Below are 22660 nucleotides of genomic sequence, written 5' to 3'. Positions count from 1 at the left end.
TTAAGATTAATTGGAGGTGTCACAGTTTATGACTGAAGATGTGCATAGGCAAGGAAAAAAGATTGATGAGTTAAAGGAAGGCGATTCGTTAACGGTCACGGAAACAATCTCTGAACGGGAGATTTTGCTTTACCTAGGCTTAACGAATGATACTAATCCGCTTTATATGCAACCGGATTATGCTGCTAAAACTGAGTACGGTCAAACAATCGTACCACCAATCTTGCTTACCGGGATTATTACTAGCTCGATTAGCAAGTTACTTCCTGGACCAGGGAGTGAAATTGTTAATATGGATGTGAATTTAATCTCGCCTGTCTACCACAACCAAATTATTACTTTTGACTTTGAAGTAATAAAAATTGACACAATGAAAGAAGTTGTTACAATTTCTGTTGAAGGTGTAGATGAGGATGATGAACGGGTCCTAGATGCCGTTATCATGGTGCGTCCACCAAAATTGGAACAGTTAGCTCTCGATGAAACCAGTAGTTTGGAGGGGGTTGATATAAATGAATAACCAAGAGCGAATGATTGTTTCTAATGAACAAGGCTTAAATCGGTTTTTGAGTAAAATGTATGCTTTTATGGCTACGGCAGTCGGAGTTTCAGCCTTAGTTTCTTACCTCGTAATGGGGGTTTTTTACAGCCAGGTCGTCACTTTATTTGCGACTAACAAGTTGGCAATCTGGATTTTGTTTATCCTCCAGTTTGCCCTGGTAATCGGGATTAGTTTTAAAGCCGACCGCAATCCAGTGGCGAGTGCGACAATGCTTTACCTGTATGCCGGCTTTGAAGGCTTAATATTTGGAATCATTATTCCAATGTATACTGCCCAAAGTGTGACCCTAGCCTTTGCTTCGGCTGCAACTGTCTTTGTAGTGCTGGCTTTAATGGGGACTAATACTAAAAAAAATTTAGCTACCATCGGAAGACATGCCTTGGCAATGTTAATTGCTTTGATTGTCGTTTCGATTGTGAACCTCTTTTTACAAAGTTCGGTGATTCAATTTGCCTTCTCAATTATTGGGGTATTAATCTTTAGTGCGTTAACAGCTTATGATGCTCAGCGCTTTAAGTTAATGTACCTTCAATATGGGCACCAAGTTAATACGACGAACTTGGCAATTATGGGGGCATTACAACTTTACCTTGACTTTATTAACCTCTTTATTCAATTGCTCAATATTTTTGGCATTGGGTCAAATAAGGATTAAGGTTAATCCAAAAGAAAGTGCGGATTTTTTGAATTTCAAAGGATCCGCACTTTTATTATGGGCTAATAACCGGCAGTTCATTTTTACTTTCCCGCTAACTTTGTTAAAATAAAGGAAGTAAGATGTAACGGGAGGCTTTTTGATGGCTGAAAAAAAATTACTATTGATTGATGGAAATAGTGTCGCATTTAGAGCTTTTTATGCTTTATATAATTCGGTTGACAGATTTACTAACCATGATGGCTTACATACCAATGCCTTATATGGCTTTAATACGATGTTAGATAAACTGTTAAAGACGGAGGAGCCAAGTAATATCTTAGTCGCATTTGATGCCGGGAAAAAAACGTTTAGAACTGAAAAGTTTGCCGCCTATAAGGGTAATAGAAATAAAACGCCTAAGGAATTGACGGAACAATTACCCTACTTCCCAGATTTGTTGGCAGGGTATGGGATTAAGAGCTATCAATTAGTGAATTTTGAAGCTGATGATATTATTGGTACGATGGCTAAAGCGGCTGAAAATCAAGGCTACCAGGTGACGATTGTGACAGGTGACCGGGATTTAACTCAGCTAACTACTGACAAAGTAACGGTTGCCGTGACTAAAAAAGGTGTGTCTGAAGTTGAATACTATACGCCTGAATATATAGCCGAAAAATTTGCGGGGTTGAATCCTAGACAGATTATTGATATGAAGGCCTTGGTCGGGGATAGTTCCGATAATTATCCGGGGGTAACTAAGGTTGGAGAAAAGACCGCAATTAAGTTACTGACTCAATATGATAGTGTTGAGGGGATTTACCAAAATATCGAGCAAATGAAGCAATCTAAGCTAAAGGAAAATCTACTCAACGATCGCGAGGTTGCCTTTTTATGCAAGAATTTGGCGGAAATTAGGCAAGACGCGCCGGTAGAAATTTCATTAGCCGATACGAAGTGGACAGGAGTAGACGATGAGAAGTTACGGACGTTTTATCAAGAGATGGATTTCAAATCCTTCTTAAGTAAGATGCAAGTAAGTGAAGAAAAAACCGCAGCTCCATTAGAGTATACGGTCTTAACCGCGGCTAATTTGGACCTGATTTCTGAGCGGCAGCCTAAGGAAGTAGCCTTTTATTTAGAAATGGATGGTCCTAATTACCATAAAGCCGAGTTAACCGGCTTTAGTTTAAAGCTAGATGACAGTTATTTTGTTAGCCGCAACTGCCAGCTACTCAAGCAACCAGCCTTAAAGGAGCTTTTGGCTAAGCAAGCCGTAGACGTTTTTGATGTCAAACGCACTTACGTAGGCTTAAAGCGCTTAGGGTTAGATTTAGCTCGGGTGGATTTTGACCTATTATTAGTGTCTTACTTATTAGACAACAGTGAAAATAGCAATGATTTAGGAATCTTAGCTCAGGCTCATGGCTACCAGGAAATAGCCAGTGATGAAGTGGTTTATGGTAAGGGGGCAAAATTTAAGCTCCCAAGTGATGATGATGTTTACTTCGAGCACCTGGTTCATAAGGTCAAAGCGATTGCGGCATTAAAGGCGGATTTATACCAGCAGTTAAAGGCCAATCAACAAGAACAGCTTTACTTTGAAATGGAACGACCACTCTCGCTAGTGTTGGCGGAGATGGAATTAGCTGGAATTAAAGTAGACACCGATTGTTTAGAAAGCATGCAAAGTAAATTTAAAGAGCGGTTGGCGGAAATCGAGCAGGTTATTTACCAAGAGGCAGGTAAGGAATTTAACATTAACTCACCTAAGCAATTAGGCACGGTCTTGTTTGAGGATTTAGGTTTACCTTACGCTAAAAAAACTAAAACAGGTTATTCGACCGCTGCTCCAATTTTAGAGAAATTACAAGGCCAGGCTCCAATCGTTGATAATATTTTACAATACCGGCAGTTAGCCAAGTTACAATCGACCTATGTTGAAGGTTTATTAAAAGTGGCTGATGAGGCTGACCATAAGGTGCATACGCGTTATACGCAAACCCTAACTGCCACGGGAAGATTGTCGTCTGTAGATCCTAATTTGCAAAATATTCCGGTTAGGTTAGAGGAAGGTAGGAAGATTCGCCAGGCCTTTGTTCCAAGTAAGCCCGGCTGGGAGATTTTTTCTTCCGATTACTCACAAATCGAATTGCGGGTCCTAGCTCATATTTCGGGAGATGAAAACATGCAAGCGGCCTTCAAGAGAGGGCTCGATATCCATGCCAACACCGCAATGAATATTTTTAACTTAGATAGTCCGGATGAAGTAACCCCTAATTTAAGGCGACAAGCTAAGGCCGTTAACTTTGGAATTGTTTATGGGATTAGTGATTTTGGGTTAGCTAGAAACATTGGGATTACCAATAAAGAGGCAAAGACATTTATTGATAACTACTTTGCCGCCTTTCCTGGGGTGCATCAATATATGCAAAAGAGTGTTGCACTAGCTAAGAAGCAAGGCTATGTCGAAACCTTGTTTAAGCGGCGGCGTTATCTGCCCGACATTCATGCCAAGAACTTTAATTTACGGTCATTTGCTGAGCGAACTGCAATGAATACGCCAATTCAAGGGAGTGCAGCAGACATTATCAAAGTTGCCATGATTAGGATGAACGAGATGTTGGCTAAAGAAAACTTAGCTGCAAAAATGTTACTCCAAGTGCATGATGAATTGATTTTTGAAGCGCCAAAAGAAGAAATTCCAATTTTAGAACGCCTAGTCCCAGAGGTGATGGATTCGGCGGTTAAATTAACGGTGCCGTTAAAAGTTGAAAGCAAGCATGGACGCAGTTGGTTCGATGCTAAGTAAGGGGGAAATTAAATGCCAGAGTTACCAGAAGTTGAAACAGTTAGACGGGGCTTAATGTCTTTAGTAGCTGGAAGTAAGGTGAGCCAAGTAGAAGTTTCATATCCGAAAATGATTATAGGAGCTAGTGATGAATTCAAGCAGCGGTTAACCGGGCAGACGCTAGAGCGAATTGACCGACGGGGAAAATTTTTGCTGTTACGTTTTAGTAATGAGTGGACTGTGATTTCGCATTTACGGATGGAAGGTAAATACTTTGTCAGACAAGTGGACGCGCCTGTTGAAAAACACACGCACGTTATTTTTACTTTGGCTGACGGGCGCCAGTTGCGTTACAATGACGTGCGGAAGTTTGGGCGCATGCAATTAGTGCAGACTGGAAGTGAGCAGACGGTCAAATCTTTAGCCAAACTAGGACCTGAACCGACCGCAGCTGAATTTTCCTTTGCAACATTTTATGAACAGTTGCAAAAAAAGAAAAAGGCCATCAAACCGGCTTTATTAGATCAAAATTTAGTAGTGGGCATTGGTAATATTTATGCTGATGAAATCTTATGGTTAAGCAAGGTTCATCCCGCTACCCCTTGTAACCAGTTAACTAGCAAGCAAGCCCAAGCGATTCATGACAACACAATTGAGGAGTTAAGCAAAGCAGTTGAAGCGGGGGGGACAACCATTCGTTCATATACCGATGCCTTTGAGCAGACGGGTTCCTTCCAATTCGCTCTACACGCTTACGGTCAGACAGGCAAGCCTTGTCCTCGCTGTCAAACGCCAATCGAAAAAATAGTGCTCGCACAACGTGGGACGCATTTTTGCCCTCACTGTCAACAGGTGAAGTAAAATGACTTATATTTTAGGATTAACCGGTGGAATTGCCAGTGGTAAATCGACTGTTAGTGCTTATTTAGCCCAAAATGGTGCCTTGATTATAGATGCTGATTTGATTGCTAGGCAGGTGGTGGCTAAAAAGAGTAGTGGCTTAAAGCAGATTGTAGCTAAGTTTGGTGGAGAAATTCTTACTGCTAGCGGTGAATTAGACCGTAAGAAATTAGGTAAGTTAGTTTTTAGCAATAGGGAATTGCTCAAAGCACTAACCGACATTACCGGGCCGCTAATTAGGGCAGAGATTTTACGTGAAATAGAGGCAGCTAAAAAAGCCCAAGTTAAACTGGTTGTTTTAGATATCCCCCTTCTATTTGAAACAGGATATCAGACTTTATGTGACAAAGTAATGGTAGTAACAATCCCAAGCAAGTTGCAACTTGAACGGGTAATGAAGCGGGATAATCTAAGCGCAGCTGAAGCTCGTAAAAGAATTGCTAACCAGTTGCCAGCAAGTAAGCGTAATGAGTTAGCGGATGTTTTAATTGACAATTCTAAAAGCGTTGCTGAAACCTATCAACAAGTGCTAAAATGGCTTAAGATAGAAGCTTTATGCTGATTTGCATAAATTTTAAGAATTAATACTGAGGTGAGGAACAATGAAGTGTCCCCAGTGTCATAATAATAGTTCACGGGTAGTAGATAGTCGGCCCGCTGATGATGGGCATGCTATTCGGCGGCGCCGTGAATGCGAACAGTGTGGTTATCGGTTTACAACCTTTGAACGAATTGAAGTAATCCCATTACTAGTAATTAAAAGAAATGGAACGCGTGAAGAGTTTAGTCGTGATAAAATCTTACGGGGGATTATGCGGGCGGCTGAAAAACGGCCTGTTGGCATGGATGAAATAACGAAAATTGTTGATCAAGTTGAAGCTAAGGTCCGAGCAGTTGGGGGAAACGAAATCTCTAGCCAAGCAATTGGACAGTATATAATGGATATCTTGGTAGATGTTGACGAGATAACCTATATTCGCTTTGCCAGTGTTTACCGCCAATTTAAGGATATGCGTGCTTTTGCTGATGAATTAAATGAATTGATGGATAGAGAGCATCATTAATAATTAATAAAGAAGGTAGAGGCGATGTTAAGGAGCGGGCGTGAAATTGTTGCCGGCTGGAAAGACTTGGATGTGCAAGCCGGTTTTATAATAACGGCTAAGACCTGGTTGAATCTAGAAATGGTCAGCCAGGCATTACCATTGTACCAGCCATTAATGGGGGTAAGTGCTTACGGGGTGTATGCCTTTTTGAGCGCCAATGTTGATTATAAGCCACTTTTGTCTAAGCGCAAGGCGCATAAAGAATTACTGGTGAACCTAGGTGTAGATTTACCAACTTTTTATGAGGCACGCATTAAGTTAGAGGCCCTAGGCCTTTTGAAAACTTATATGCAAGAGGATTCTTTAGGCAAGCTCTACATCTACGAAGTCCAACAACCATTGATGGGGCAGAGCTTTTTTACTGATGATTTGATGGCCGCCTTGCTGTTGGAAACGGTGGGGCAAAGACAATTTGAACAACTCGAAAGAAAGTACAATCCTAAGCAACTAAACCACCCTCAGGCAGTGGAAATCACCAAAAATTTATTAGAGGTGTATAAGTTAACACAGACAGATAATTTATATACCCCCAAAGTGATTGGTGGGCAAAAAGTTGCTGCAAGTAAGGTGGTTGCTAATTTAGAAGATGACCTAGACAAGCAGTTCTTACAGCAACTATTGACTAAATCCTTTATAAATGCCCAGGTATTAGTAGAGCACTATGATGCCCTAAAAACGGTCCACCTCCTTTATGGCTTAGATGAGTTACAGATAGTGCAGCTGCTAGAGCAGGCGGCCAATGTCCAAACAGGGCAAGTTGACTTGCTGAAATTTAAGCAATTAGCTAGCCAGCAGTTTGAGAGTCGGTTAAATTTAAAGGCCAGTATCCAAACAGAAGTGGCACCGCCTGCCAAGGTGGATAATAGTGGAATGACCACTGAAGATTTACAATTAATAGCAGCTTGTCGGGCCTACTTACCCCTTGAATTTTTAGAGAAATTAAAGGCGGACATGGGTACCTTTGCGACTAAAAATGAGCGCTACTTGGTTCAAAATTTAGTCGAACGACAAAGCCTACCTAATGCGGTGATTAACATTTTGATTCACTACCTATTGTCGGATCAAAATAAACCTTACTTTGGCTCTAATTTTGAAAGTATTGCGGCAGATTGGGCTAAAAAACAAATTAGCAATCCCGAAGATGCTATTAGACAGGTAAGGAGTTTTTATCAACGTAAAGATAAACAAGCTAAGCAAACGAAGTTTCAACCAGTTAAAAGACGGGTTATTCAAAAGGAGAGCTTACCAGCTTGGGCAAAACCTGATTATCAAGAAGAGGACACGCCTGATGACCCGGCTAAGAGTAAGCAAATTGAGCAGTTAATGGCTAAGATTAATGCTAAGAAGAAATCGGAAAGTTGAGGTGAGGCTAGTGGAAAATGTAGGTAAGGTATTGCAGGAGAAAATGAGGACGACTGATATGCGGCAACGCTACCAGAAGTTAGTCACTAAAGCATTAGCAGACCCTGATGTAAAAACTTTTCTGCAAGCACACCGGGCTGAATTGACCCAAGAAGATATCGAAAGAAGTGCTAGCAAACTATACGAGTACGTTAAAATTAAGGAAAATATTGCCCAGGGAAAAGAAATTCCCATGCCGGGTTATTCACCTAGTTTAATGATTTCGCAGCATAGGATAGAGGTTAACTATGTACCAACGGCTGAATTGCTAGCTCAAAGGGAACAATTAGCTAGACAGACGCGAGTGCGAACAATTAATATGCCTAAGAGTATTAGGCGGGCACGTATCGAAGATTATGATCAAACCAAGCGCCAAGACGTTTTAATGGCGGCGCTAGCTTTTATTGATGCCTATCAAGAACAACCACAGGAGTTTCATAAGGGAATGTATCTCCAAGGGAAATTTGGCGTGGGCAAAACGTTTTTATTAGCTGCGATTGCCAACGAATTAGCAGCTAATGGTTTTAAAAGTACCTTGGTTCATTTTCCCTCCTTTGCGGTTGAAATAAAAAGTGCGATTGGTGAAAATAACACTAAGCAGCTAATTGATGAAATCAAAAAAGCACCGGTATTAATGCTAGACGATATTGGGGCAGAACAGCTTAGTTCTTGGTTGCGTGATGATGTGTTAGGGGTTATTCTCCAATACCGTATGCAAGAAGAGCTACCAACCTTTTTTAGTTCTAACCTAGCGATGGCCCAGCTGGAAAGTGAATATTTAACGGTCAATAACCGGGGGGAAGCAGAGCCTGTCAAGGCGCGCAGAATCATGGAACGAATCCGCTTTTTGGCTAGTGAGTATTTGGTAGAGGGGCCTAATCGTAGACAAAAGTAAATTTAAGCTTGCAATCTTTTTTAGATAGTGCTTAAATATAGTTAAATCGTGTAAGAGTTAAATGAAATTTAAGCAGGGAGCGAGGGCGTGACTGAAAACCTCGCAGTAAATTTTTTGCCGCTCTTATTTTAAGAGCCCAATGAAAAGTTGGGCCGGGTCGAACCCGTTAACAACGGACTTGAGGAGGTTAGGCTTAGTCTAGCCTTAAAAATCGGGTGGAACCACGTTAATGACGTCCCTAGTATCAATAGATGCTAGGGACTTTTTTATTTATCAATTCTAGGAGGAAGCAGAATGGGACAAATTAAAGTAACTTTTCCAGATGGTGCTGTCAAAGAATTTGCAGCTGGTGTTACAACTAAAGAAATTGCTGAGTCAATTTCAATCAGCCTTGCCAAAAAGGCAGTAGCTGGTAAGTACAATGGTAAGCTAGTTGCCTACCAAGCAGGCTTAACAGAAGATGGAGCGCTTGAAATTATCACTAAGGATTCTGACGAAGGGCTAGTTGTTTTATGGAATACAGCTTCTAAAGTGTTAGCTGCCGCTTTAAAGCAACTTTATCCAGAAATGCACTTTGGTCAAGGTCAAGAAACTGAACATGGTTTCTACTTCGATACTGATAACCAAGCAGGCCAAGTGGCAGAAACAGACTTTGAAAAAATTGAAGCCAAAATGAAGGAATTGGTAAAGGCTAACTTAGAGATTGAAACAGTCAGCTACTCAAAAGAAGAAGCGTTAAAATTAGTAGCTGGTGACCCTTATCAAACAGAGTTGGTTGAAGAACAAGCACAAGAAGGTCAAGTAATTGGTAAGAAGTTAGGTGATTTTGTAGACTTCTCTAATGTTGTGACCCTTGAAAAGACAGGGGCTGTTAAGGTCTTTAAGATTTTATCAGTAGCTGGTGCCTACTGGAAGGGTGCCTCAAGTAATCCAATGCTTCAACGGGTTTATGGGACTGCCTTCTTGAAGCAAAAAGACTTGGATGCAGAGTTAGTGCGGCAACAAGAGGCACGTGAACGTGACCACCGGGTAATCGGTAACAAGTTGGACTTGTTCTTTGTTGACCCTAAGGTTGGGGCAGGATTGCCATACTGGATGCCTAACGGTGCTACAATCAGACGGGCAATTGAACGTTACATCATCGATAAAGAAGTAGCTTGGGGCTTCCAACACGTTTATACTCCAGTTTTAGCTAACTTAGATCTCTACAAGCAATCCGGCCACTGGGACCACTACCGTGAAGATATGTTCCCACCAATGGATATGGGTGATGGTGAAATGCTTGAATTACGGCCAATGAACTGCCCATCTCACATTCAAGTCTTCAACCACCACAAGCGTTCATACCGGGAATTACCACTTCGAATCGCAGAATTAGGGATGATGCACCGTTATGAAAAATCCGGGGCCTTGACTGGTTTATCCCGTGTGCGGGAAATGACGCTAAATGATGGTCATGACTTCATCGAACCAGATCACATCGAAGATGAAATTAAGACCTTGATTCAACTGATGACAGAAGTTTACCATGACTTTGATATCACTGACTATCGTTTCCGTCTTAGTTACCGGGATCCAGAAAATACTGAAAAGTATTTCGATGACGACGAAATGTGGGAAAAATCTCAAAGCAAGTTAAAAGCTGCTATGGATGATATGGGCTTAGAATACTTTGAAGCAGAAGGTGAAGCTGCATTCTATGGTCCTAAGATTGACGTGCAAACAAGAACTGCTTTGGGTGGCGAAGAAACATTGTCAACCATCCAATTGGACTTCTTATTACCTGAACGCTTCGACCTATCATACATTGGGGCCGATGGGCAAGAACACCGCCCAGTTATGGTTCACCGGGGAATTGTTTCAACAATGGAACGGTTCACAGCCTACCTAACCGAAATTTACAAGGGGGCTTTCCCAACTTGGTTGGCACCAAAGCAAGTTGAAATTATCCCGGTTAAAAATGAATTACACTTCGATTACGCTAAGCAACTTCAAAGTAAGTTAGCAGCTCACCATATTCGGGTTTCAATCGATGATCGTAACGAAAAGATGGGTTACAAGATTCGGCAAGCGCAAGTTAATAAGGTTCCATACACTTTAGTAGTTGGTGATAACGAAAAGGCCGAAGAAACTGTAACTGTACGTAAGTATGGTGAAGAACAAACTCAAGCTATGAGTCAAGCTGACTTTATGGCAATGTTGAGTCGCGATATCGAATCATACTCACGAAAAGAAAATTAAGCCTTGACAAGACTTAGTAATCTTTGTTACTATGTAAAAGTTGAGAAAAAAGCAGAGGCTCCCGCTTCTCGCCTAAGGAATAAGTGAGTTCCTGGGCAAGGATAACTGAAATTAATTCCGATAAAAACGGATTAGTGCGGGCGTCTAGTGATAGATGCCCGTTTTTTTCTGCATTTTCTCTGAGATTATTTGGAGGTGAAACGCCATAGCAGTTGATAAGATGGTGAATGACGGTATTCGCGCACGCGAATTACGTTTAATAGCAGTTGATGGTTCTCAACTTGGGGTAAAAACCAAGCAAGAAGCATTACAGTTAGCAGACCAAGCTAACTTAGACCTTGTGTTAGTGGCACCCAAAGCGAAGCCGCCTGTTGCCAAGATCATGGATTATGGGAAGTATCGTTTTGAGTTGCAGAAGAAACAGCGTGAAGCTCGGAAGAAGCAAAAAGTGGTTAACGTTAAGGAAGTCCGCTTAAGCCCAACGATTGACACGAATGACTTCAATACGAAGATGAAGAATGCACAAAAATTCCTTGCTAAGGGTGATAAAGTTAAGGTTTCGATTCGGTTTAAGGGTCGGGCGATTACCCATAAGGAAATTGGTCGTGACGTTCTTAATCGGTTCGCAGAGGAGACAAAAGAAGTGGCCACTGTTGAATCAAAACCAAAAATGGATGGGCGTAGCATGTTCTTAATGCTCGCACCTAAGGCTGAAAAATAACAGCTAAAATATCTAGGAGGAAGATTGTATCATGCCAAAACAAAAGACACACCGCGCATCAGCAAAACGCTTTAAGCGTACAGGAAATGGTGGTTTGAAGCGTTCAAACGCCTACACATCACACCGTTTCCACGGTAAGACTAAGAAGCAACGTCGCCAATTGCGCAAGGCATCAATGGTATCTGCTTCAGATATGAAACGTATCAAGCAAATGCTTTCCCAAATGAAATAAACTTTCATTGTTCGTTTTACACTGTAGTGCCAGTAGAAAGCACAGTTATAGATTATCTAGCCCAATGAGATGGCTAAAACAGACAAATTGTTTGTTTACTTTTAAGGAGGAATTCACATGCCACGTGTTAAAGGTGGAACAGTTACGCGTAAACGTCGTAAGCGCGTCTTAAAATTAGCTAAAGGTTACCGCGGTTCAAAGCATATTCAATTCAAGGTTGCTAAGCAACAAGTAATGAAGTCATACCAATATGCATTCCGTGATCGTCGTAAGACTAAGTCAAACTTCCGTAAATTATGGATTGCACGGATTAACGCTGCAGCACGTATGAATGATATTAGCTACAGCAAGTTAATGCACGGTTTGAAGTTAGCTGAAATTGATGTTAACCGTAAGATGTTAGCTGACCTTGCAGTTAACGATGCAGCTGCATTTACTGCAATCGTTGAAGAAGCTAAGAAGGCTTTAGCAAAATAAGCACTAGTTAATAAGGTAAAGGGCTGTGCCAGCAATGGTATGGCTCTTTTATTTTAGGTGAGAATTTCTTAATAGGTTAGCGGATAAGTTGCCTATTTTGTAAATAATCAACTATAATTAAGAAAGATAAATTTTTAGGAAGGAAAAGCTAGTTTGAGTGACTAGTAGGGAAGGATGTTTAACAAATTCAAACCAACTTGGATGATAGAGTCAATTTATGATTTGCAACCGGCAGAATTAAAGGCGCGGGGAATTAAGGTAGTGTTAACTGACTTAGATAATACGTTGATTGCCTGGAATAATCCTTTGGGCACCCCCCAATTACGCGAATGGTTAGAGGTCATGAAGAAGGCCGAACTTCCGGTGGTGGTCGTTTCTAATAACAATCATCAGCGGGTAAAAAAGGCGGTGGCACCTTTTGGCTTGCCGTTTATTTCCCGGGCCCTAAAACCATTAGGACGTGGCATTAAGCTGGCGAAGAAACAATTTGACGTGCAAGATAGTGAATTGGTGCTGGTGGGTGACCAAGTCTTAACAGACATTGCTGCTGCTAACCATACTAACATTCGTAGTATATTAGTTAAGCCAATCGTTCAAACTGATGCGTGGAATACACGGATTAATCGCGGGATTGAAAAAATTGTGAAAAAGCAATTACTAAAACAAGGTGACTTAAAGGAAAGTTGGGGGCATACACTAAATGACTGAATTAAATGAAGCTTTATATTGTATTGGTTGTGGGGCAAAGGTTCAAACCGTGGATAAGAACCAACCAGGGTTTACACCGAAATCTGCTTTGGAAAAAGCTTTAGATACCAATGAAGTTTACTGCCAACGTTGTTTTAGGTTGAGACATTATAATGAGGTGGCAGATGTTTCTTTAACCGACGATGATTTCTTGGCCTTATTAAACCGTATTGGCGAAGCAGACGCCTTAATAGTAAACGTAATCGATATTTTTGATTTTAATGGTTCATTAATTCCTGGTCTGCATCGCTTCGTAGGCAATAATCCCGTTTTGATGGTGGGAAATAAGGAAGACTTGTTGCCTAAGTCTTTAAAACGCTCTAAGTTGCAAGATTGGGTTAGACAAGAAGCCAATAAGCAAGGGTTACGGCCGCTAGAGGTTGTTTTGACAAGTGCTAAGAAAAACCATTCGATTGACCGGTTGTTAGCCTTAATTGATAAGTACCGGCAAGGGCGAGATGTATACGTTGTGGGTGTTACTAACGTCGGGAAGTCGACATTAATTAACCAAATTATCAAGCAAAAAACGGGCATCAGTGATTTAATTACCACCTCACGCTTCCCAGGAACGACGTTAGATCGGATTGAAATTCCCTTTGGCGATGGACATGATTTAATTGATACCCCAGGGATTATTCACCGTCACCAAATGGCCCACTACTTGTCTGCTAAAACATTGAAATTAGCTAGTCCCCAAAAAGAAATCAAGCCTAAGGTTTATCAGTTAAATGAAGGCCAAACCCTCTTTTTAGGGGCGTTAGCGCGGTTTGATTATTTAGCAGGACCTAAGCAAGGGGTAGTTGCTTATCTAGATAATAATTTAATGATTCACAGAACCAAGACGCAAAATGCGGCTAGTTTTTATGATAAGCACGCAGGGGAATTGTTAGCTCCACCAAGTAAAGATGAGTTAGCCAAATTTCCTAAGTTAGTGAGGTTTGAGTTTAAGGTTGATGTTAAAAGTGATTTAGTATTTGCTGGTTTAGGTTGGATTACGGTTAAAGCAGGAACCGTTGTGGCAGGCTGGGCTCCTGAAGGAGTTGCAGTTGTCTTAAGACGGGCGATGATTTAAGGAGGAAAATGATGGCAGGATTAAGAGGAAAACAAAAACGGTATCTAAGGAGTCAAGCACACGAGATGCGGCCCTTATTTCAAGTGGGAAAGGATGGTCTTAGTGCCAACTGGCTCAAACAGATTGAAGATGCAATCGAAAAAAGAGAGTTATTAAAAATTAATTTATTACAAAATACGATGGTGGAAGTGGCTGAAGTAAAGGAATTTATTGAAGCGCACAGTCAAATTCAAGTGGTACAAACAATTGGACATGTTTTGGTCTTGTATTGTCCCGCTAAGAAAAAAGAACACCGGTCATATTCGCTAGAAGTGGCCAAATTATAGAAGAACTAGGAAGTGTTTTCGGTGACGGTTTATACAGTTAAAACACCACAGGTAGCAGTTTTGAGTCAGGTGGACTACCAGGGGCCTAAGAAAAAAGTTGGCTTACTTGGGGGGACGTTTAATCCGCCTCACCTAGGTCACCTGGTAATGGCGGATCAAGTCTTAGATCAACTAGATTTAGATGAGGTCTTGCTGATGCCAGATAATCTGCCGCCCCATGTAGACACTAAGGAAACAATTGCGGCAAAGCAACGCTTGGAAATGGTGAAACTAAGTGTCGAGGGTAACCCTAAGTTAGGGATAGAAGATATTGAACTGAAGCGAGGCGGGGTATCTTACAGTTATGATACCGTTAAGTACCTAAAGCAGCTTCACCCAGAAAATGATTATTACTTTATCATAGGTGGCGACATGGTCGAATATTTACCTAAGTGGTATCGAATTGATGAGTTAGTTAAAATGATTCAGTTCGTAGCAGTTAGTCGTGAGGGTTTTAAACGGACTAGTAAGTATCCACTCTTGTGGGTAGATGTTCCTACAATCGGAGTTAGTTCATCACTAATTAGGCAAAAAGTAGCGCAAGGATGTTCAATCAAATATCTTGTAACGGATGGGGTAGCGCAATATATTGATAAAGAAGGGTTATATCGTGAATGAGTTAATATATAAAGAGGGAATTTTTCCAAGCAATAAGCGTGAAGAATTATTAACCCGGGTAGCGGCTAGTGTCAGTGAGTATCGTTATAAGCATATTTTAGGCGTTGAGCAGGCTGCTAGGAAACTTGCACTTAGATTTAATGAAGATGAGGAACTAGCTAGTATCGCTGCCTTGGTCCACGACTATGCTAAAGAAAGAAGTGACGCTGACTTCAAGCAAGTTATTATGGCCAATGGTTTAGATCAGGATTTATTGAACTGGAATAACTTCATTTGGCACGGAGTGGTTGGGGCCGAAATTATCAAAGCCGAGTTAAACATTAATGATGAACGCGTCTTAAATGCGGTGAGAAAGCATACGGTGGGCGCGGCCGTTATGACGACCCTTGATAAAATTATCTATGTAGCCGACTTTATCGAGGCTGGCCGTGATTTTCCGGGGGTTGAACTAGCCCGAAAATTAGCTGAAAAAGATTTAGATTTAGCGGTGGCTTACGAAACCAAACATACCTTAGAGTATTTACTGGCTCAAAATAAAACAATCTACCCAGCGGCTATTTTAACCTATAATGCCTATGTCGCTGGTAAAAATATGGAGGATTTTAATGGATAGCAAAGAATTATTAGAAACAGTTGTAAAAGCAGCAGATAGTAAGCGGGCCGAAGAAATTGTGGCCTTAGACGTAGCAAATGTTAGTTTATTAGCTGACTATTTTGTTATTATGCAAGCCAATTCAGAACGGCAAGTAAAAGCGATTGCCGATGAGATTGAAGAAAAGGTTGCAGCAGCTGGCGTACAAGTTCGTGATATTGAAGGGAAAAACGCGGCTAACTGGGTACTATTGGACTTTGGTGACGTGGTGGTCCATGTCTTTAGAACAGAAACAAGACAATTTTATAACTTAGAAAAATTATGGGCTGAAGCACCACTAGTGGATGTTTCTGACTGGGTGAAAGACTAATGATTTATACGACCTTCGCACAGTTGTATGATGAGTTAATGGATCCAGACATGTATGCTAATTGGCTAGACCTAGTTAAAACACAGCTTCCGGCTAATGCCAACTTGTTAGATTTAGCATGTGGTAGCGGGAGGTTAGCCGTTAGTTTGGCTCAAAATGGTTATCAAGTAGCAGGCTTAGATTTATCAGAAGAAATGTTAGCTTTGGCTGATTACCATGCTCGTCAAGCGGGGGTGGAGTTAGAGCTTTATCAAGGCGATATGACTGATTTGAGTCAGTTGGAAAATTATGAGTACGTTACTTGTTTTGCGGATTCCTTGTGTTATCTGCCAACCCAAGCTGATTTACAAGCTTGTTTTCAAGCGGTATACCAACACCTAGAGCCAGGTGGGAAATTCTTATTTGATGTGATTACCCCCTACAAGACCGATGTGGTTTATCCGGACTACATGTATAATTACAGCGACGAGGAGCAAGCTTTTTTGTGGAATAGCTACTCAGGGCAAGACGAGCACAGTGTTATTCATGATTTAACCTTTTTTATTTATGATGATAAAAAGGCCGCCTATGAACGCTTAAGCGAGCTTCACTATGAGCGGACCTATCCATTGGTGACGTATAAAACGATGTTGGCCCAAGCGGGTTTTAAACAAGTGGAAGTTAGCGCTGATTTTGCTAGGAAAGAGGCTACTAAAACTGATGAACGATGGTTTTTTATTTGTCAAAAGTAGGTGAGTAAACTGGAAGCTGTAGGAATTATTACTGAATACAATCCCTTTCATAATGGACATTTACACCAACTAAATGTAATTAAAGAAAAGGCACCCACGGCTTGTATCGTGGTGGTGATGAGTGGTAACTTCTTGCAAAGAGGCGAGCCTGCATGCTTAGATAAATGGACTCGGGCCAAAGAGGCACTTGCAAATGGAGTCGATTTAATAATTGAACTCCCGCCCCAGGCTTGCATTCAGCCTGCAGATAGGTTTGCCTTTAACGGCGTCAACGGATTAGCTAGCTTGGGGGTAGATTATCTAGTCTTTGGGGCGGAGCATGCAGAATATGATTTTATGAATTATGCTAGTCAAGTTCAAGGTTTAAAAGGCGAGTTTAAAAAGTACAATCAATCTTATGCGGCTAGTATTCAAGCTGCGATTACACAGGCCTTAGGTCATGAGTTAGCTGAGCCAAATGATTTATTAGCCTTAGCATATGCTAAGGCTAATTTAAAGCTGGGTTCACCTTTAAAGTTGCAACCTATTCAAAGAATCCAAGCTGGTTATCACGAGTTAGCCTTGAAAGCTGGTCAACAGATAGCAAGCGCCTCAGCGATTAGAAGCAATTACCAACAAGGGCGGCTAGCTGAATTAAGGACCTATGTTCCACATGAAACCTATGTCGACCTGAGTGATAACTCCTTAGTTTTTTGGGATGATTTCTGGCCGTTTTTGCGCTATAAGTTATTAACAACTACGCCTAAGGAGTTAGCTAATATTTACGGGATGGCCGAGGGGATAGAGTACCGGTTAGTCCAAAAGGCTAATGAGCTGGCCCATGGTAGTAGCTTCGATGATTGGTTGCACGCAGTCAAAACCAAGCGTTTTACCTATACAAGGTTAGCCCGCCTGGCGATTGCAATGTTATTGAACTTACAAACTGAAGATATCACAAGTTATAATGAAGCCCCTTATTTTAGGCTTTTAGGCTTTACCAAGCGGGGCCAAGAATACCTGAACGCTAAGAAAAAACAGTTTACTTATCCGTTAGTAACCAAGGTTACCCAAAAAGATGCTAAGGGGCCATTAGCGGTAGATTACCGGGTAGGGAAGCTTTATCAAAGTCTAACTGGTAAAGAGCAGGACTTGAAAAAGGCGCCACTGCGCATTTTTTAGAGGGGTGTCAAGGAAAAAGCATTGACAAAGTATTTTGACCCAAGTATAATAAATTTTGTTGCATTAGGAGGAAAATAGCATGAAATGGTCACTAAATGAGTTACGTCAAGCCGGCAGTGAACCGATTATGGTTAACGAAGAGCTTGATTTAACTTCAGCTTTAAAAAAGCGGCGTCCAGAGATAATTTCTGCTTCTAAGGTTGCTGTTCAAGGGCTTTTTTCCGTGGATAAATTAGGAGTTTTAGGTTATTTCAAGGTCCAAGTCGAGTTGACCTTGCCGTCTACTAGATCACTTGAACCAACGGTGTTGCCACTTTCATTTGAAGTCACGGAACACTATGTCTCCTACCATGAGCATGATTTGTCAGGCTTTGAAGATACTGACGTCGTGATTGTGTTAGACAAGGATATCCTTGATTTTGACAGAGTAATTGAAGATAATATTTTATTGCAAATTCCTATGCAGGTGTTGACAAAAGCAGAGCAACAAGCTCAGTCCAAGCAGATGCCTTCGGGCCAGGACTGGCGGGTTGTCAGTGAAAGTCAGTTGGAACAACTACGAAAAGATGAAAAAACACTTGATCCTAGGTTAGCGAAGTTAGCCGATTTTTTTGGAGAAAATCAAGAAGATTAGTTGCAAATTTTGGCTAGAACAAGTAAAATTCTTTTTGTTGGATATTTTTGAAATAGATTAAGGAGGTGTTTTCCCAATGGCTGTACCAGCACGTAAAACATCTAAGACACGTAAAAGATTACGTCGGACTCACTACAAGCTTACAGCGCCAGGCATGAGTGCATGCCCTAACTGTGGCGAATTACGTAAGTCTCACCACGTATGCTCAAACTGTGGCTACTACGGTGATAAAGAAGTCGTAAAAGTTAAATAATGCTTGAAAGTAACCCTCGAAAAGCGCTACATATGGGTGTTTTTCGAGGGTTATTTTTTATTTTCGCTAGTCGTTTATAAGTATGGTAAAATGGTTGGTGATAACTAAAGGATAGAGAGGTTTCTTTTGAATGCAAGTACATAATGTAGAACTAACGATTAGTGCCGTTAAGCCTGAACAATATCCGGATAAAGGGTATCCAGAAATTGCTTTGGCAGGGCGGTCTAATGTTGGTAAATCATCGTTAATCAATAGTTTAATCAACCGGAAAAATTATGCACGGACTTCAAGTCAACCTGGTAAGACTCAAACCCTGAATTTTTACAATATTGAAGATGAATTATATTTTGTAGATGTACCTGGCTATGGTTATGCAAAGGTTTCGCAAAAGGAACGGGAAAAATGGGGCCGGATGCTAGAAACTTATTTTGAAAAACGTCAGGAGTTAAAAGGGGTAATTTCACTAGTTGATGCACGACACGAGCCAACTAAGTTAGACCAACAGATGGTAGAATTCTTGCACTACTATAATTTGCCACTACTGGTTGTGGGAACTAAACTCGATAAGATCCCTAAGAGTAAATGGAACAAGGCAGAAAGTACGATTAAAAAGACCTTGAAGTTAACCGGCAAGGATCGGTTAGTGTTGTTTTCTGCGGTAACTAAACAAGGTAAAGAAGATATTTGGGCTTGGATTGAACAACAAGCTCAATTAGAAAGTGGGGCTAATTAACTTGGAATTTAACGAGTATCAAGAAAAAGCAAACCGGACCCTATACGGAAATGAGCAGGTATTAACTAATTGTGCCTTGGGCTTAGCAGGAGAAGCAGGGCAGTTAATTTATTTGATTAAAGATTATACTTTCAAAGGTAAGGAATTAGATAGGGACAAAATGATTCATGAGATGGGAGATGTCTTGTGGTATTTGTCGCAGATTGCTCAGTGGGCCGATATTCCTTTCGATGAAGTGGCTAAAAATAATATTGAAACCTTAAACAAGCGTTATCCAGACGGATATTCACCAGCTAAATAAATTAAAAATCTACGTACTATAAACTCACACTAGTTCATAGTACGTAGATTTTTTAGTAAAGTTAGCTAGCTTAGTTTTTAGAACGAGGCTTTTTTTCGTTCTTGTCAGCAGCTTCTGCTTGTTTGGAATCAGCCTTTTTTTTAGGTGGTTCTATTGGATCAAGCGCAAATTTATTGAATAAGGTTTCAAGATCGACTTGTTGATTAACCTTTAAACTCATGGTAGTCACTCCCTATTTTTTCTCAAGAATAACAGTTTTGGTTGAAAAATTCAATTAGTCAGCCTAAGGCTTACTGCATATTTTTTACTTAATAATTAGCCTGAATTAAAGGGTAAATCATAAATTAAGCGGGATTTATAGGGCTAGGCGTGAGGAGAATCGAAATGAATATTTACATTTTATATTCATTTTCGCGTTTTATATTGCATAAATAACCATTAGATAGTATACTAAGACACATCATCAGGAAATAAAAAGAGGGAGAGCTTATGAAAAAACTAAAGCAATTATTGATATTATTTACATTGTTAGTAACGCTATTTATGCCTGTCAGTCAAATCAAAGCTGCTGATAATGAAGGGGCAGCAACTAATAGTAGTCAAACAACTGACGATTCGCTACAAAAAGTAAAAGATAAGGGGACTTTGGTAGTAGGGCTAAGTGCCGACTATCCACCTTATGAATTTACGGCTAAAGTTGATGGCAAAACAAAGTATGTTGGGATTGATATTGATCTAGCTAAGCAATTTGCAAAAGATATGGGTGTAAAGTTAGTAATTAAGAATATGAACTTTGATTCATTATTAGTAGCACTTGAAACTCATAAAGTTGACGCGGTTATTTCCGGAATGAACCCAACTACGGAAAGACAAAAGAGCGTAGATTTTTCAAATATCTATTATACTGGTGGCAAGTATATTGTTATCAATAAAAAAGATAAGACTAAGTACACAACGAAAGACAGTTTTTCCGGCCAAACTGTTGGGGCACAAAATGGGACGTTAGAATACTCCTTAATCCAAAAACAAATGGATGGTGCCAAGGTTAAAGGGTTGGCTAAATTAAATAACCTAATTTTAGCTTTACAATCTGGCAAAGTCGCAGGGGTCTTAATGGAAGAGGCAACGGCTAAGGCCTATGTTCAAAACAATAGCAATTTATACGCTTTTAATTCAAAAGTTAAAGTCAATACGAATGAAACCGGGACTGCGATTGCTTTTCCTAAGGGGTCTGCTAGTCTAGTTGCAGCAGCTAACAAGACGATTGCGGATGTTAAGAAGGCTGATTTAATCGACCAACAATATGTTCCTAACGCAGCCCAATATATGCAAACAGCAAGTAAGCAAAATACAATGTTGAACTACTGGACTTACTTCGCTAAGGGCTTGGAATACACCTTATTAATTACTGTAGTGGCTGTTTTCTTTGGCTTTATCTTAGGGGTCCTTTTAGCTTTAATGCGCTTGTCAAACGGCAAAATTTTACACAGTCTAGCTGTTGCCTACATTGAATTTATCCGGGGAACTCCATTGATGGTGCAAGTAATGTTTGTTTACTTTGGGGTTGGGGCGATTATCCAATCCTTACCAGCATTAGTAGCAGGGATTATTGCGGTGTCACTAAACTCCGCTGCTTACGTAGCAGAGGTTATTAGATCCGGGATTGAATCGATTGCTATCGGTCAAACAGAAGCAGCTAGAAGTTTAGGCTTGAGTCAAAAGCAAACCTACCAATACGTTGTCATTCCCCAAGCCATCAAGAACATTTGGCCAGCATTAGGTAATGAATTTATCACTTTAATCAAGGAAAGTTCGATTGTTTCGGTTATTGGTGTAGGTGATTTAATGTATCAGACCCAATTAGTACAATCAGCAACCTATAAAGGGGTAATGCCACTATTTATCACGATGTTGATTTACTTTGTAGTAACATTTACGTTATCGAAAGTATTAAACTATTTTGAAGGGAAGATGAAACATGCCTAAAACAATAGTTGAAGTTAAGAACTTAAAAAAGGTTTATGGAAAAAACGAAGTCTTAAAAGATATCTCTGAAAAGGTAGAACAAGGTCAGGTTATTTGTGTAATTGGACCATCCGGTTCAGGAAAAAGTACCTTTTTGCGGTGCCTAAATGTGTTAGAAAAACCAACGGCGGGAAAGGTAATTTTTGAAGGTAGTGAACTAACCAATATTTCAGATAAAGAGCTAAATGTATTAAGAGAAAAGATGGGGATGGTTTTTCAAAGCTTCAACCTCTTCCCTAACATGACCGTTTTGGAAAATATCAAGTTGGCGCCAATGAAAGTTAAGGGGGTTAGTGAAACTGAGGCAGAAACAACTGCTAAAGAGTTACTAGCCAAAGTAGGACTAGCGGATAAAGCCAGCCAATTTCCTCAAAGTTTATCTGGGGGACAACAACAACGGGTAGCAATTGCGCGAGCTTTAGCGATGAATCCAGAAGTAATGCTGTTTGACGAACCAACTAGTGCGCTAGACCCAGAAATGGTTGGGGAAGTTTTAAAAGTTATGCGTGATTTAGCTGATTCAGGGATGACGATGATTGTAGTCACTCATGAAATGGGATTTGCAAAAGAAGTAGCAGACCAGGTATGGTTTATGGCTGATGGTTATATTCAAGAAGTAGCAAGTCCAGATGAATTCTTCAGTAACCCTAAGTCAGAACGGGCGAAAGATTTTTTGAATAAGATTCTGTAAAGTAGGGGGTAGCAATAGGGTAATGAATCATAGAAGATTCGTTGCCCTATTTTTTTATGATTTAAATTGTTATTTAATTGCTAATCTATATAAAAAAGTGTTGACTAAGTTGCTTAAAGCAGGTATGATATAAAAGTTGACTGCTTGAGATATTAGTCTGGTGGTTAATCCAGTTTAAATCACTTTTAGTCAGTTAAGAAAAAACACTTGACAGATGCTTAAAAGTTGAGTAAACTAAAATAGTTGTCGCTAGAAATTATTTTTAATGATTATTAAAAATAATTCTTGACAGTCAAAATGATAGCTGTTAAAATTTTAAGAGTTGTCGCTACTGTTAATTGGTGATGGCATTTGAGTAGATCTTTGAAAACTGAACAAAGTTTTAGACAAACCAAATGTGTAGGGTC

The 22660-nt window shown here is 40.3% G+C and carries 27 protein-coding genes and 1 other annotated feature; of the genes, 26 read left to right on the top strand and 1 reads right to left on the bottom strand.

Annotation, left to right across the window (positions count from 1 at the left end; genetic code table 11):
* The first annotated feature begins 28 nt into the window (after positions 1 to 28).
* The 24 genes from FC14_RS02855 (at position 29) to FC14_RS02745 (ending at position 19537) form a co-directional block, all read left to right on the top strand.
* The gene (locus tag FC14_RS02855) at positions 29 to 520 is read left to right on the top strand and encodes a MaoC/PaaZ C-terminal domain-containing protein (RefSeq protein ID WP_050611083.1); all 492 of its coding nucleotides are present in this window, start codon (positions 29 to 31) and stop codon (positions 518 to 520) included.
* On the top strand, positions 513 to 1217 hold the full coding sequence (locus tag FC14_RS02850) for a Bax inhibitor-1/YccA family protein (protein ID WP_056976400.1): 705 nt from the start codon (positions 513 to 515) through the stop codon (positions 1215 to 1217). Before FC14_RS02855 ends, FC14_RS02850 begins: the two co-directional genes overlap by 8 nt.
* A gap of 142 nt (positions 1218 to 1359) precedes the next feature.
* On the top strand, positions 1360 to 4011 hold the full coding sequence (gene polA / locus FC14_RS02845) for a DNA polymerase I (protein WP_056976398.1): 2652 nt from the start codon (positions 1360 to 1362) through the stop codon (positions 4009 to 4011).
* A 12-nt stretch (positions 4012 to 4023) separates the two neighbouring features.
* Positions 4024 to 4851: a DNA-formamidopyrimidine glycosylase gene (gene mutM, locus FC14_RS02840; protein WP_056976396.1), complete on the top strand. Its 828-nt coding sequence runs from the start codon at positions 4024 to 4026 to the stop codon at positions 4849 to 4851.
* A gap of 1 nt (position 4852) precedes the next feature.
* Positions 4853 to 5452, top strand: coding sequence for a dephospho-CoA kinase (gene coaE, locus FC14_RS02835; protein ID WP_056976393.1), 600 nt, complete (start codon positions 4853 to 4855; stop codon positions 5450 to 5452).
* 40 nt (positions 5453 to 5492) lie between these two features.
* Positions 5493 to 5954, top strand: coding sequence for a transcriptional regulator NrdR (gene nrdR / locus FC14_RS02830; RefSeq protein ID WP_056976391.1), 462 nt, complete (start codon positions 5493 to 5495; stop codon positions 5952 to 5954).
* 24 nt (positions 5955 to 5978) lie between these two features.
* Positions 5979 to 7358, top strand: a complete 1380-nt coding sequence (locus FC14_RS02825; RefSeq protein ID WP_056976389.1) for a replication initiation and membrane attachment family protein — start codon at positions 5979 to 5981, stop codon at positions 7356 to 7358.
* A gap of 10 nt (positions 7359 to 7368) precedes the next feature.
* Positions 7369 to 8292, top strand: coding sequence for a primosomal protein DnaI (dnaI, locus tag FC14_RS02820; RefSeq protein WP_056976387.1), 924 nt, complete (start codon positions 7369 to 7371; stop codon positions 8290 to 8292).
* A 294-nt stretch (positions 8293 to 8586) separates the two neighbouring features.
* Positions 8587 to 10533 carry a threonine--tRNA ligase gene (gene thrS / locus FC14_RS02815; protein ID WP_056976385.1) on the top strand — a complete coding sequence of 649 codons (1947 nt, stop codon included), beginning with the start codon at positions 8587 to 8589 and terminating at the stop codon, positions 10531 to 10533.
* A 43-nt stretch (positions 10534 to 10576) separates the two neighbouring features.
* Positions 10577 to 10707, top strand: a sequence feature (ribosomal protein L20 leader region).
* Between the two features lie 46 nt (positions 10708 to 10753).
* Complete coding sequence (gene infC, locus FC14_RS02810) at positions 10754 to 11254, top strand: translation initiation factor IF-3 (protein WP_050611074.1); 501 nt, start codon at positions 10754 to 10756, stop codon at positions 11252 to 11254.
* A gap of 31 nt (positions 11255 to 11285) precedes the next feature.
* Positions 11286 to 11486, top strand: coding sequence for a 50S ribosomal protein L35 (rpmI, locus tag FC14_RS02805; protein WP_003699793.1), 201 nt, complete (start codon positions 11286 to 11288; stop codon positions 11484 to 11486).
* 117 nt (positions 11487 to 11603) lie between these two features.
* Entirely contained in the window at positions 11604 to 11963 is a 360-nt protein-coding gene (gene rplT, locus FC14_RS02800) for a 50S ribosomal protein L20 (protein ID WP_050611073.1), read from the top strand.
* A gap of 174 nt (positions 11964 to 12137) precedes the next feature.
* Positions 12138 to 12671, top strand: a complete 534-nt coding sequence (locus FC14_RS02795) for a YqeG family HAD IIIA-type phosphatase (protein ID WP_056976383.1) — start codon at positions 12138 to 12140, stop codon at positions 12669 to 12671.
* Positions 12664 to 13782 carry a ribosome biogenesis GTPase YqeH gene (gene yqeH / locus FC14_RS02790; protein WP_056976380.1) on the top strand — a complete coding sequence of 373 codons (1119 nt, stop codon included), beginning with the start codon at positions 12664 to 12666 and terminating at the stop codon, positions 13780 to 13782. Before FC14_RS02795 ends, yqeH begins: the two co-directional genes overlap by 8 nt.
* Before the next feature lie 11 nt (positions 13783 to 13793).
* Positions 13794 to 14108, top strand: coding sequence for a ribosome assembly RNA-binding protein YhbY (gene yhbY / locus FC14_RS02785; protein WP_056976378.1), 315 nt, complete (start codon positions 13794 to 13796; stop codon positions 14106 to 14108).
* Positions 14109 to 14120: 12 nt separating this feature from the next.
* A complete protein-coding gene (locus tag FC14_RS02780; RefSeq protein WP_416274320.1) occupies positions 14121 to 14765 on the top strand; it encodes a nicotinate-nucleotide adenylyltransferase in 645 nt (214 codons plus the stop codon).
* A complete protein-coding gene (gene yqeK / locus FC14_RS02775; RefSeq protein WP_050611068.1) occupies positions 14758 to 15378 on the top strand; it encodes a bis(5'-nucleosyl)-tetraphosphatase (symmetrical) YqeK in 621 nt (206 codons plus the stop codon). Before FC14_RS02780 ends, yqeK begins: the two co-directional genes overlap by 8 nt.
* Positions 15371 to 15727 (top strand): ribosome silencing factor, encoded by a 357-nt coding sequence (rsfS, locus tag FC14_RS02770; RefSeq protein ID WP_050611067.1) that lies wholly within the window; start codon positions 15371 to 15373, stop codon positions 15725 to 15727. The genes yqeK and rsfS overlap by 8 nt, the downstream gene beginning before the upstream one ends.
* Entirely contained in the window at positions 15727 to 16458 is a 732-nt protein-coding gene (locus tag FC14_RS02765; protein ID WP_056976375.1) for a class I SAM-dependent DNA methyltransferase, read from the top strand. Before rsfS ends, FC14_RS02765 begins: the two co-directional genes overlap by 1 nt.
* 9 nt (positions 16459 to 16467) lie before the next feature.
* The gene (locus FC14_RS02760; RefSeq protein WP_056976437.1) at positions 16468 to 17616 is read left to right on the top strand and encodes a nucleotidyltransferase; all 1149 of its coding nucleotides are present in this window, start codon (positions 16468 to 16470) and stop codon (positions 17614 to 17616) included.
* A 79-nt stretch (positions 17617 to 17695) separates the two neighbouring features.
* Positions 17696 to 18250 (top strand): DUF177 domain-containing protein, encoded by a 555-nt coding sequence (locus FC14_RS02755; protein ID WP_056976373.1) that lies wholly within the window; start codon positions 17696 to 17698, stop codon positions 18248 to 18250.
* Positions 18251 to 18326: 76 nt separating this feature from the next.
* Positions 18327 to 18503: a 50S ribosomal protein L32 gene (gene rpmF / locus FC14_RS10345; RefSeq protein WP_082174174.1), complete on the top strand. Its 177-nt coding sequence runs from the start codon at positions 18327 to 18329 to the stop codon at positions 18501 to 18503.
* 130 nt (positions 18504 to 18633) lie between these two features.
* The gene (gene yihA, locus FC14_RS02750) at positions 18634 to 19236 is read left to right on the top strand and encodes a ribosome biogenesis GTP-binding protein YihA/YsxC (protein ID WP_050611064.1); all 603 of its coding nucleotides are present in this window, start codon (positions 18634 to 18636) and stop codon (positions 19234 to 19236) included.
* Position 19237: 1 nt separating this feature from the next.
* Positions 19238 to 19537 (top strand): nucleoside triphosphate pyrophosphohydrolase family protein, encoded by a 300-nt coding sequence (locus FC14_RS02745; protein ID WP_050611063.1) that lies wholly within the window; start codon positions 19238 to 19240, stop codon positions 19535 to 19537.
* A 70-nt stretch (positions 19538 to 19607) separates the two neighbouring features.
* On the opposite strand, the gene FC14_RS10750 is transcribed toward FC14_RS02745, so the two are convergent.
* Entirely contained in the window at positions 19608 to 19757 is a 150-nt protein-coding gene (locus tag FC14_RS10750) for an SPJ_0845 family protein (RefSeq protein ID WP_169790254.1), read from the bottom strand.
* Positions 19758 to 20026: 269 nt separating this feature from the next.
* Here FC14_RS10750 and FC14_RS02740 point away from each other — a divergent pair, with 269 nt between their 5' ends.
* Together FC14_RS02740 and FC14_RS02735 are read left to right on the top strand one after the other, a co-directional pair.
* Entirely contained in the window at positions 20027 to 21523 is a 1497-nt protein-coding gene (locus FC14_RS02740; protein ID WP_056976371.1) for an ABC transporter substrate-binding protein/permease, read from the top strand.
* Positions 21516 to 22253 (top strand): amino acid ABC transporter ATP-binding protein, encoded by a 738-nt coding sequence (locus FC14_RS02735; RefSeq protein ID WP_056976369.1) that lies wholly within the window; start codon positions 21516 to 21518, stop codon positions 22251 to 22253. The genes FC14_RS02740 and FC14_RS02735 overlap by 8 nt, the downstream gene beginning before the upstream one ends.
* Positions 22254 to 22660 lie beyond the last annotated feature (407 nt).

The sequence above is a fragment of the Ligilactobacillus agilis DSM 20509 genome (assembly GCF_001436215.1).
In the GTDB taxonomy this organism is placed as follows: domain Bacteria; phylum Bacillota; class Bacilli; order Lactobacillales; family Lactobacillaceae; genus Ligilactobacillus; species Ligilactobacillus agilis.
Note: the sequence above shows the minus strand (reverse complement) of the source record. Positions and strands in the feature narration are given on the sequence as shown.